6 protein-coding genes and 1 pseudogene are annotated in these 11,296 nt (G+C 74.2%); 6 read left to right on the top strand and 1 reads right to left on the bottom strand.

Annotation, left to right across the window (positions count from 1 at the left end; all coding sequences use genetic code 11):
- Positions 1-16: 16 nt before the first annotated feature.
- The 6 genes and pseudogenes from OG381_RS01420 to ccrA all read left to right on the top strand — a co-directional run.
- Positions 17-4,081, top strand: a pseudogene (locus tag OG381_RS01420) (type I polyketide synthase); the annotation flags it as partial.
- 145 nt (positions 4,082-4,226) lie between these two features.
- A complete protein-coding gene (locus OG381_RS01415; protein ID WP_327714217.1) occupies positions 4,227-5,009 on the top strand; it encodes a thioesterase II family protein in 783 nt (260 codons plus the stop codon).
- A 50-nt stretch (positions 5,010-5,059) separates the two neighbouring features.
- On the top strand, positions 5,060-6,478 hold the full coding sequence (locus OG381_RS01410; RefSeq protein ID WP_327714216.1) for an FAD-dependent oxidoreductase: 1,419 nt from the start codon (positions 5,060-5,062) through the stop codon (positions 6,476-6,478).
- Between the two features lie 124 nt (positions 6,479-6,602).
- Complete coding sequence (locus OG381_RS01405) at positions 6,603-7,139, top strand: GbsR/MarR family transcriptional regulator (protein WP_327714215.1); 537 nt, start codon at positions 6,603-6,605, stop codon at positions 7,137-7,139.
- Positions 7,136-8,695, top strand: a complete 1,560-nt coding sequence (locus OG381_RS01400) for a DHA2 family efflux MFS transporter permease subunit (protein ID WP_327714214.1) — start codon at positions 7,136-7,138, stop codon at positions 8,693-8,695. Before OG381_RS01405 ends, OG381_RS01400 begins: the two co-directional genes overlap by 4 nt.
- A 261-nt stretch (positions 8,696-8,956) precedes the next feature.
- Complete coding sequence (ccrA, locus tag OG381_RS01395) at positions 8,957-10,303, top strand: crotonyl-CoA carboxylase/reductase (RefSeq protein ID WP_327714213.1); 1,347 nt, start codon at positions 8,957-8,959, stop codon at positions 10,301-10,303.
- Positions 10,304-10,469: 166 nt separating this feature from the next.
- Here the strand turns inward: ccrA and OG381_RS01390 are convergent, their stop codons facing one another.
- Positions 10,470-11,282 (bottom strand): thioesterase II family protein, encoded by an 813-nt coding sequence (locus OG381_RS01390; protein WP_327714212.1) that lies wholly within the window; start codon positions 11,280-11,282, stop codon positions 10,470-10,472.
- Positions 11,283-11,296: the final 14 nt, after the last annotated feature.

The raw sequence follows: 11,296 nt of genomic DNA, 5'->3' as shown, positions 1-11,296 counted from the left end.
ACAGATCATCGAGGCCCTGCGCGCGGCCCTCACCGACAACGAGCGGCTGCGCGAGCAGAACCGGCGGCTGGCCGCCGCGGCGTCGGAGCCCCTGGCCGTCGTCGGCATGGCCTGCCGCTTCCCGGGCGGCGCCACCTCCCCGGACCTGCTGTGGGAACGCCTGGCGGACGGCCGGGACATGATGTCCCCGCTGCCCGGCGACCGGGGGTGGGACCTCGACGCCCTCCTCGGCACCGCCGACGGCGGCCCCGCCGCGTCCGCCGCGCGCGAGGGCGGCTTCCTGGCCGACGTCTCCCGCTTCGACGCCGAACTGTTCGGCATCTCGCCCCGCGAGGCCCTCGCCATGGACCCGCAGCAGCGGGTGATGCTGGAGGTCTCCTGGGAGGCGTTCGAACACTCCGGCCTGGACCCGCTGTCCCTCAAGGGCAGCCCCACCGGCGTCTTCCTCGGCGTCTCCTACGCCGCCTACGGCTCCGACGTCACCCACGTCCCCGCCGAGGTCCAGGGCTACTCCATGACCGGCAACGTCACCAGCGTGGCCTCCGGGCGCATCGCGTACACGCTCGGCCTGGAGGGCCCGGCCGTGTCCGTCGACACCGCCTGCTCCTCCTCCCTGGTCGCCCTGCACCAGGCGGCGCACGCGCTGCGGGCCGGCGAGTGCTCGCTCGCGCTCGTCGGCGGCGTGTCGGTGATGCCCACACCGGCGCTGCTCGTGGAGTTCACCCGGCAGCGCGGCATGGCGAGCGACGGGCGCGCCAAGGCGTTCGCGGCCGCCGCCGACGGCACCGCCTGGGCCGAGGGCGCCGCCGCCGTCGTCGTGGAACGGCTGTCCGACGCGCGGCGCCACGGCCACCCGGTCCTCGCCCTGGTCCGCGGCTCCGCCGTCAACCAGGACGGCGCCAGCAACGGCCTGACCGCTCCCAACGGCGCGGCCCAGCGCCGGGTGATCCGCGCCGCGCTGGACAGCGCCGGCCTCACCCCCCACGAGGTGGACGCCGTCGAGGCGCACGGCACCGGCACCCGCCTCGGCGACCCCATCGAGGCCCGCGCCCTGTTCGACACCTACGGCAGGGACCGGGACCCCGCGCACCCGCTGTGGCTGGGCGCCGTGAAGTCCAACTTCGGGCACGCCGGGCCCGCCGCGGGCCTCGCCGGCCTCGTGAAGATGGTGCTGGCGATGCGCGCGGGGCGGCTGCCGAGGACCCTGCACGTGGACGAGCCCACCCCGGCCGTCGACTGGTCGGCCGGCACCGTACGGCTGCTCACCGAGGACGTTTCGTGGACCCGCGCCGGCCGCCCGCGCCGCGCCGGGATCTCCTCGTTCGGCATCAGCGGCACCAACGCCCACGTGATCGTGGAGGAGGCGCCGGAGCCGCCGGAGCCGTCCGCGGCGGGCGCGGCGCCCGCGGGAGCCGCCGCGGCCCCCCAGGACATGCCTGGCGCCGGCCCCGCCGAGACCCCCCTGCCCCTCGCCGGAGGCACCGAGGACGCTCTGCGCGCCCAGGCCGCCAGGCTCGCGGACCATCTCGCCCGCCGCACTGGCGTCCCCCTCGCCGACGTCGGCCTCTCGCTCGCCATGACCCGCGCCCGGCTGCCCCGCCGCGCCGTCGTGGTCGCGGACGGCCACGAGGAGGCCCTGCGGGCCCTGCGCGCCCTCGCCGCCGGCGAGCCCGACCCGGCCGTCACGGAGGGGGAGGCGCAGGCCGAGAACCGGCCCGCGTTCCTGTTCACCGGCCAGGGCGCCCAGCGCCCCGGCATGGGCGCGGGCCTGTACGCCGCGTTCCCGGTGTTCGCGGCGGCGTTCGACGAGACCTGCCGCGCCCTGGACCGGCACCTGGAGCACCCGCTGCGCGAGGTCGTCCTCGCCGCGCCGGGCACCCGGGAAGGCGCCCTGCTCGACACCACCGCCTACACGCAGCCCGCCACCTTCGCCCTCCAGGTCGCCCTCTACCGGCTGTGGGAGTCCTGGGGCGCCGCCCCGCGCTTCCTCATCGGCCACTCCGTCGGGGAGATATCCGCCGCCCATGTCTCCGGCGTCCTCTCCCTGGACGACGCGGCCACCCTGGTCACCGCGCGCGGCGCCCTGATGCAGGCGCTGCCGCCCGGCGGCGCCATGTACGCCCTCCAGGTCACGCCGGACGAACTGGCCCCCCAGCTGGCCGGCCGCGAGGCCGAACTGTCTCTGGCCGCCGTCAACGGACCCCGCTCCACCGTGCTGTCCGGCGATGCCGAGGCCGCCGCCCACGTCGCTGCCCACTGGGCGGAGTGCGGCCGCAGGACCAAGCGGCTGCGCGTCAGCCACGCCTTCCACTCGGCGCTTATGGAACCCATGCTCGACGCCTTCCGCGAGGTCGCGGCAGCCCTCTCCTATCGGCCGTCGGCCGTGCCCGTGATCTCCAACGTCACCGGCCGGGCTGCTGCCCCCGGCGAACTGGCCGACCCCGGCTACTGGGTGCGCCATGTGCGCGGCACCGTCCGCTTCCTGGACGGGATGCGCGCGCTCGCCGACGAGCACGTCAGCGCCTACGTCGAGTTGGGGCCCGACGCCGTCCTCACCGCCATGGCGCGCGAGTGCCTGGGCGGCCGCGCCGGAGCCCGCGTCCTGGCCCCCACCCTGCGCCGTGACCGGCCGGAGACCCGCACCGCCCTCACCGCGGTCGCCGCCGTGCACGCCCACGGGGTGCCGCTCGACTGGGAGGCGGTGTTCTCCGGGCGCGGCGCCCGCCGCACCGACCTGCCCACGTACGCCTTCCAGGGCAGGCGCTACTGGCTGACCAGCGCACCCGACCCGGACGCCGGCGACGTCGTGCCCACCTTGCTGGCCCAGGTCCCGTCCGGGGACCTGGCCCAGGCGCCGACTCCGGCCGCCGCCGGGGACGGTACGCCGCCGTCCAAAGACCCCGGGCGGCCGGACGCGCGGGAGCGACTGGTGGCGGAGCTGCCCGCCCTGGACGAGGAGGCCAGGATCGCCCTGCTCACCGCACTGGTCCGCCGTCACGTCGCCTCGGTGCTCGGCCACACCTCCCCCGAGGAGGTCCTCGTCGTCCGCGACTTCGGCGAGCTGGGTCTCGACTCCATGCCGGCAGCCGAGCTGCTGACGCGGCTTCAAGCGGCCACCGGGCTGGACCTGCCGGCCACCGCCGTCCTCGACCACCCCAGCTGTGAACGCCTCGCGGCGCACCTCGCCGGCCGCCTCGCCGACGGCGTCCTCGGAGCCGCGCCCGTGGCCCGCCCGGACGGGCTCGCCGGGCTCTTCCTGCGGGCCTGCCGCGAGGGCCGGGCGCGCGAGGTCCACGAGCTGACCGCCGGGCTTGCCGCGTTCCGGCCCTCGTTCACGGACGCCGCCGGGCTCGACCGGGCGCCGCGCACCGCCTGGCTGTGTGACGGACCGGACGAGCCGGTGCTGCTCTGCTTCCCCTCGTTCGTCTGGCAGCAGAACTTCTACACCTACGCCCGTCTGGCTTCCGGCTTTCGCGGCGGTCGCGCCGTCGCCGCGATCGGGCTGCCGGGCTTCGAGGAGGGCGAGCCCTTGCCGGCGTCCGTCGACGCCCTCGCCGAGGTGCTGGCCGACGCGGCCGTGCGGGCGGCCGCGGGCCGGACGTTCGCCCTGCTCGGGCACTCCGGCGGCGGCAACGTCGCCGCGGTCGTCGCCGCCCGGCTGGAGCGGCGCGGCACCCCGCCCGGGGCGCTGGTCCTGCTCGACACCCCGGCGTGGGGCGGCGGGCACGGCCTCGGCGGCGAACGCTGGGGCGACGCCGTGCAGCGCGCCCTCGTCGAACGGGCCGACCTGGTGGCGCGGGTCGGGGACGGCACCGCGGAGGCGTGGATCACCGCACGGGCCCGGTACGCCGACTTGGACTACACCGTCCCTGCCCTCGCCACCCCGACGCTGCTCGTGCGCGCCACCGAACCCCTCGCGGCGCCGGGCGGGCCAGGCCCCGCCGACGACGGCTGGCGCGTGGCCTGGGCGCTGCCGCACACCGTCGCCGACGCGCCCGGTGACCACTTCTCGATGCTGGAGGCCGACCAAGCGGCCAAGACGGCGCAGGCAGTGGACGACTGGCTGCGCGGCCCCCGGTGAGCCCCGCGGCGTACCCGGACGCCCCGGACGCCCCGGAACCGCCGGGACCCCCGGGACCCGATGGCACCAGGCCCCCGAGCCGGGACGCCTCGGGGGCCGCCCCCGCCCCGCCCCGCGCACCACGGAGTAGAAACGGACACACGGCATGACCCCCTGGGACCGCGCAGCCGGAGCATGGCTGACCCGCTACACCCCGCCCCGGCCCGGCGGCGGCCGCATCCAGCTCGTCTGCCTGCCGCACGCCGGCGGCTCGGCCACCTTCTTCCAGCCGCTGGCCAGGGCGTTCGAGGCGCTGCCCGACGCCCCCTTCGACGTGCTCGCGGTCCAGTACCCGGGCCGCCAGGAACGGCGCTCGGAACCGCTCGTCGACGACCTGCTGGTGCTTGCGGACCGGGTGGCCGAGGCCCTGCGGCACGCCGGGGACGCCCCGCTCGTGCTGTTCGGGCACAGCATGGGAGCGCTCGTGGCCTGGGAGGCCGCCCGCAGGCTGTGCCGGCCCGGGGACACACCCCCGGCGGGGCTGGTCGTCTCCGGACGCGGCGCGCCCTCCTTGCACCGCGACGTGCGGCTGCACCTGCGCACCGACGCCGAGCTGGTCGCGGACCTGCGCTACCTCAGCGGCACCGCGTCCGACCTGCTGACCGACCCCGGTGTCCTCGGCATGGTCCTGCCCGTGCTGCGCGGCGACTACAAGGCCGTTGACGGCTACCGCTACCAGCCCGGGTCCCCGCTGAGCTGCCCCGTTGCCGTCTTTCTCGGCGACCGCGACCCGTGGGCCAGACAGCGGGAGGCGCGCGGCTGGCAGGAGGAGACCACGGGCCCGGTGACGTTCCGCACCTTCCCCGGCGACCACTTCTACCTCACCGCGCGGTGGGACGCGGTGGCCCTCGTGGTCGCGGAGTCCCTGGCCGGCGTCACGGCCGGCTGACGGCGCGCACGCACACGATCGTCTTCCCCGAAAGGAACGTGAGAGGAACGATGTCCAAAACGACACGGGCGGTGGTCCTGGGCGCGGGCATGGCGGGCATGCTGGCCGCCACCGCGCTGGCGCGTCACGTCGAGGCGGTGACCGTGCTCGACCGGGACCGGCTGCCCGGCAACGCCGACCCCCGCCGCGGCGTGCCGCAGGCCCGGCACACCCACGTGCTGTGGTCGGGCGGCGCCCGGGTCATCGAGTCGCTGCTGCCCGGCACCACGGACCGGCTCCTTGACGCGGGCGCGCACCGCATCGGGCTCCCCGAGGACCTGGTGTCGCTGACCGCGTACGGCTGGCAGAGGCGCTTCCCCGAGACCCAGTTCATGATCGCCGCCAGTCGCTCGCTGCTGGACTGGACCGTGCGCGACCAGGCCGGTGCGAATCCGCGGATCACGGTGACGGGCGACACCGACGTCATCGGGCTGCGGGGCGGCGCGGCGGCGGTCACCGGCGTCACGTACAAGCCGCGCCGGGAGGGCACGGTGTCGGTGCTCGACGCCGACATCGTGGTGGACGCCACCGGCCGGGGCTCCCCGGTGAAGCGCTGGCTCGCCGGGCTCGGTCTGCCGCCGGTGCAGGAGGACGTCATCGACTCCGGCATGGCGTACGCCACCCGGGTGTTCCGGGCGCCCCCGGGGGCTCGGAAGAAGTTCCCGCTGGTCAGCGTGTACGCCGACCACCGCGCCGGAGTGCCGGGGCGCAACGGCATCCTGCTGCCCATCGAGGACGGCCGCTGGATGGTCACCCTGTCCGGCACTCGCGGTGGTGAGCCCCCGGCGACCGAGGAGGGCTTCACCGCCTACCTGCGTACCCTGCGCCACCCGCTGATCGCCGACCTGGTGGAGCGCGCGGAGCCGCTGACGGGCGTGCAGGCGTCCCGTTCCACCGCCAACCGGCGCCTGTACTACGACCGGCTCGTGGAGTGGCCCGACGGACTGGTGGTGCTGGGGGACGCTGTCGCCGCGTTCAACCCCGTCTACGGGCATGGGATGAGCGCGGCGGCGCTCAGCGCGGCAGTGCTCGGCGACACCGTGGCCGAACGCGGACTGCGGCCGGGCACCGCCCAGGCCGTGCAGAGGGCCGTCGGCGCGGTCGTGGACACCCCGTGGTCGCTGGGCACCTCCCAGGACATCTGCTACCCGGATGTGTTCGCCAGCACGGACGACCCGCGTCTGACCCGGCACGCGGCGCAGCGGCGCGCCCAGGCCGACCTGATCGGCACGGCGGCGCTCGCGGACGCCGCGGTGTGCGCGGCCGCGATGCGCGTCAACACCCTGTCGGGCGTCGCCGACGACGCGTTCCAGGCCCCTCAGGTGCGCACGGCACTGGCCGGGGCCGCCACGCTCGACCTGCCCGGCGGGCCGACGCTGAGCGACGAGGAGTACGAGGCGGCGCGGACGGCGGTGCCCGCGGGCCACTGAACGCGCGGCTCCCCGCTCCGGCAGCGTGCCACCGTTGGTGCGAGCTTCCCCTTTCCTCGTTCAGTCATTACAGTGATGACTGAAACGGCTATAGCTCGCTATGAGCTACAGGAGGTGCTGCAGCATGTCGTCGGACGACGCCGGGAGAGAGCAGGATCCCGACGCGGAGCGGCTCCGCGCCTGGATGGAGCAGGTGACGGCATGGTTCATGCAGCAGGCCGGCTGGCCGCCGATCATGGGCAGGACCATGGGGTGGCTGATGATCAGCGAGCCGCCGGAGCAGACGGCCGCGCAGATTGCCGAGGCCGTGCAGGCCAGCCGCGCGTCCCTGACCACCACCCTCCGGCTGCTCACCGAGGCCCGCATGGTGCAGGCCGTCACCCGCGCCGGTGAGCGGGCCACGTACTACCGCATCACGGAGGACGCGTGGTCCGGCGTCCTCAAGCGGCGCCTGGAGAGCCTGACGTCCTTCGTGGACATCACGGCCGAAGGGCTGCGGTTGTTCCCGGAGGGCGAGGTGCGCGCGGCCAGGATGCGCGAGGCCCACCGCATGTTCACCTGGCTGAACTCCGAGGCCGAACCCATGTGGAAACGCTGGGACGCCGTCAACCGCGGCGACCGGACGGACGAGACGAATGAGGAAGACGGGATGTCGTTATGAGTGATGAGCAGAGCCGCAAATGGTGGGCCCTGGGGGCCATCGGCGTCAGCCTGCTGACGGTCGGGGTGGACGCGACCATCCTCAATGTGGCGCTCCCCACGGTGAGTGCCGACCTCAACGCGTCCACGAGCCAGCTCCAGTGGATCGTCGACGCGTTCACCCTGGTCCTGGCAGCGGTGCTGTTGCCCGCCGGCCTACTGGGTGACAAGTTTGGCCGCAAGAAGTTGCTGGTCGCCGCACTGCTGCTGTTCGGCACCGCCTCCCTGTGGTGTGCCTACTCCGGCTCCTCCGGGCAGCTCATCGCCGCCCGGGCCGTGCTCGGCCTGGCCGCGGCCTTCCTCGTGCCGCTCTCCACCTCCGTCCTGCTGAACCTCTTCGAGAGCGAGGCGGAGCGCACCAAGGCCATCGGCGTCATCGCCGTCTCCCAGATGCTCGGCCTGCCGCTCGGCCCCATCATCGGCGGCGCCCTGCTCAACCACTTCTGGTGGGGCTCGGTGTTCCTCATCAACGTTCCCCTGGTGCTGCTCGGTGTCCTCGCCGTGGCGAAGCTCGTGCCCGAGTCCCGCAGCAGCGAGCGCGTGACCATCGATCTGGGCGGCGTGGTGCTCTCCAGTGCCGGTCTCACCGCGCTCACCTATGGCGCCATCGAGGCCGGCGAGAAGGGCTGGGACAGTTCCGAGACGGCGATGGCGCTGCTCGTCGGCGCCGCGCTGGTCGGCCTGTTCGTGCTGTGGGAGCTGCGCGTCACCGCGGGGGGCAAGGTCCCGCTGGTCGACCTGAGCCTCTTCCGCGGCAGGGGCTTCGTGTGGGGCTCGGTCCTGAGCACGATCGTCAGCTTCGCGATGTTCGGCCTGATGTTCGCCCTGCCGCAGTACTTCCAGGCGGTGCTCGGATCCGACGCGCTCGGCACCGGCCTGCGGTTGCTGCCGCTCATCGGCGGCCTGCTCGTCGGGGCCAGCGTCATCAACAAGATGCCGGCTCAGCTCGGCCCGCGCGCCGTTCCCGCTCTGGGCTTCCTGCTGGTGAGCGTCGGCCTGTTCATGGGCACCGCCACCGAGACGGACTCCGGCTACGGCTACGTCGCGATCTGGCTGGTCGTCATCGGCGCCGGCCTCGGCCTGGCGATGACCCGCTCCATGGCGGCGGCCCTGAACTCCCTGTCCAAGGAGCGCAGCGGCGTCGGCTCGGCCGTGGTGCAGGCGCTCCGCCAGGTCGGCGGCGCGATCGGCGTCGCGGTGCTCGGCGCCGTCGCCAACTCCGCCTACCGCGGCGGCCTCGACCTCCCGAACACCCCGGACCAGGTCGCGGACGCGGCCGGGCGCAGTGTCTCCACCGGCGTAGCCGTCGCCGCCAAGCTCCGCGACCCGGCGCTCCTCGAGGAGGTCAGGGACGCGTTCATGGGCGCCATGCACACCCTGCTGTTCGTCTGCTCCGGCATCGCCCTGGCCGCCGCGCTGCTCGCCCTCGCCTTCATGCCCAAGCGGGCCGCCGTCCCGGCCGAGGACACCAAGCAGGAGGGTGCGCAAGGGACGCGGGCCACCGGCTCGGTCGCCTGAAAAATCCCCCGTTCCAGGCGACCGTGAAAAGGCCGCGGTACCGCCGGCTCGCGCCGGCGGTACCGCGGCCGCCCCATGCCCGCACTCCCGCCCGTACGCGACCGCACCCCTAACCACCGCCCGCGCACCCCTGCCAGGCCCGCGGCGGGCCCCGCCGGGTACGGGGTGGCCCGGCAGATTTAGGGGTTCTGGGCCCTCGTCGGCGGTCCCTACAGTCGCAGACGGCGGTCAGTCACTTCTCACGCCAGAATCGGGGACCTCGTGGAAGCCATAGTCAGCGCCGTACTCTCCGACGATGCCCGGCCCGAGGACTTCGAGGCCCTCCCGGTGCCCGAGTCGTACCGCGGGGCGGTGATCCTCAAGGACGACGCCATGATGTTCGAGGGGCTCGCCACCCGCGACAAGGACCCGGCCAAGTCCCTGCGCGTGGAGGACGTGCCGACCCCGCAGCCTGGTCCCGGCGAGGCGCTGATTGCGGTCATGGCCAGCGCGATCAACTACAACACTGTGTGGAGCGCCATCTTCGAGCCGCTCCCGACCTTCACGTTCCTCGAACGGTACGCCCGCTCCGGCGACCCCGACGCCGCCCGGCACGACCAGCCGTACCACGTGCTCGGCTCGGACCTCGCCGGCGTGGTGCTGCGGACCGGCCCCGGCGTGCGCGGCTGGAAGCCGGGGGACCGGGTGGTGGCCCACTGCCTGTCCATCGAGCTCCAGTCCCCGGACGGGCACGACGACACCATGCTCGACCCCGAGCAGCGCATCTGGGGCTTCGAGACCAACTTCGGCGGCCTGGCCGAGCTGTCCCTGGTGAAGGTCAACCAGCTCATGCCCATGCCCGGCCACCTCACTTGGGAGGAGGCCGCGGCGTCCGGGTTGGTGAACTCCACCGCGTACCGGCAGATGGTCTCGCGCAACGGCGCCCGCATGAAGCAGGGCGACACGGTGCTCATCTGGGGCGCGGCGGGCGGGCTCGGCTCGTACGCCACCCAGATCGCCCTCAACGGCGGCGCCGTTCCCGTATGCGTGGTCTCCGGGCCCCGTAAGGCCGAGCTGGTGCGTTCCATGGGCGCGGAGCTGGTCATCGACCGGGCGGAGGAGGGGTACCGATTCTGGAAGGACGAGTCCACACCGGACCCCCGGGAGTGGAAGCGATTCGGCGCCAGGATCAGGGCACTGACGGGCGGTGAGGACCCGGACGTCGTCGTGGAGCACCCCGGCCGGGAGACGTTCGCCGCCAGCGTGTACGTGACCAGACGCGGCGGCACCGTCGTGACGTGCGCCTCCACCTCCGGGTACCGGCACGAGTACGACAACCGCTACTTGTGGATGTCCCTCAAACGCATCGTCGGCAGCCACTTCGCCAACTACCGCGAGGCATGGGAGGCCAATCGCCTCATCGCCAAGGGCATGATCCACCCCACGCTCTCCACGGTGTACCCGCTCTCCGCCGTGGGCACCGCCACCCAGGACGTGCACCGCAACCGCCACTGCGGCAAGGTCGGCGTGCTGTGCCTGGCGCCGGAGCCCGGTCTCGGCGCACGGAACGGCGAACTGCGCGAACGGCACCTGCCCGCCATCAACCGCTTCCGCACTCCGACCGCCTGACAACCGCCGACCGCGCCGCCTGACAAAACGCCGGCCCCCGTGCCGCTCTCCGAGCCGGTGCGGGGCGCTCTCCGTCCTCTCCCGGACAACCGCCCGCGTACGAGGGCGCGGCACCACCGCTCCTCACGGTGGTGCCGCGCCGTCCGTGTCCCGCCCCGCCGGGGCGTCAGCCCGCGCTGGCCGCAGCCTCCTTCGCGAACGCCGCCACGTATTCGCTGATCGTGTCCGTCACCGACGCCTGGTGGTCGTTGAGGAAGAAGTGCCCGCCCGCGAAGACCCGGAAGTGGAAGCCGCCCGTGGTGTGCCGCCGCCACGCCTGCGCCTCCTCCGGCGTCACCCGCGGGTCCGCGTCGCCCGTGATCACCCCGACGGGGCAGCGCAACAGCGGCTCAGGCGCCGGCTCGTGCGTCTCCACCGCCTTGTAGTCGGCCCGCAGCCCCGGCAGGACCATCCGCACGATCTCCTCGTCGTCCAGGAGCGCCGAGGCGGTGCCGCTCAGTGAGCGGACCTCGGCCAGAAACTCTTTGTCACCGAGCAGGTGCGCGTTCTCCACCCGGCGTACCGACGGGGCCCTGCGGCCGGACGAGATCACGCCGAGCGGCACGCCGTTCCCCTCGCTTTCGAACATCCGGGCCACCTCGTAGGCGATGACCGCGCCCATGCTGTGCCCCATCAGCACCAGCGGCCGGTCCGCCCAACCGCGCAGCGCCCGGTGGACGCCGTCCGCCAGCTCGGGCAGGGACCCCAACGGCGCCTCGTCACGCCGGTCCTGGCGCCCCGGGTACTGCACGCTCAGCGCCTCGACGCGGCCCGTGGCGGCCAGTGCCGCCGAGAACGGGAAGAAGAACGACGCCGAACCGCCCGCGTGCGGCAGGAACACCACCCGCACGCCCGCATCCTGCGCCGGGTGGAACCGCCGGACCCAGAGGGTGTCTCCGGCGTCCGCCGCGCCCGTTCCCGTGCTCCTGTCCGTGCTCATCCACGTGACTCCTC

The sequence above is a fragment of the Streptomyces sp. NBC_00490 genome (assembly GCF_036013645.1).
GTDB classification, from domain to species: Bacteria; Actinomycetota; Actinomycetes; order Streptomycetales; family Streptomycetaceae; genus Streptomyces; species Streptomyces canus_F.
Note: the sequence above shows the minus strand (reverse complement) of the source record. Positions and strands in the feature narration are given on the sequence as shown.

Bases quoted from the DNA above. Each gene is read 5' to 3' on its own strand.
- OG381_RS01405 (WP_327714215.1), top strand. From the start codon at position 6,603: ATGTCGTCGGACGACGCCGGGAGAGAGCAGGATCCCGACGCGGAGCGG.
- OG381_RS01400 (WP_327714214.1), top strand. From the start codon at position 7,136: ATGAGTGATGAGCAGAGCCGCAAATGGTGGGCCCTGGGGGCCATCGGC.
- OG381_RS01410 (WP_327714216.1), top strand. From the start codon at position 5,060: ATGTCCAAAACGACACGGGCGGTGGTCCTGGGCGCGGGCATGGCGGGC.
- OG381_RS01390 (WP_327714212.1), bottom strand. From the start codon at position 11,282: ATGAGCACGGACAGGAGCACGGGAACGGGCGCGGCGGACGCCGGAGAC.
- OG381_RS01415 (WP_327714217.1), top strand. From the start codon at position 4,227: ATGACCCCCTGGGACCGCGCAGCCGGAGCATGGCTGACCCGCTACACC.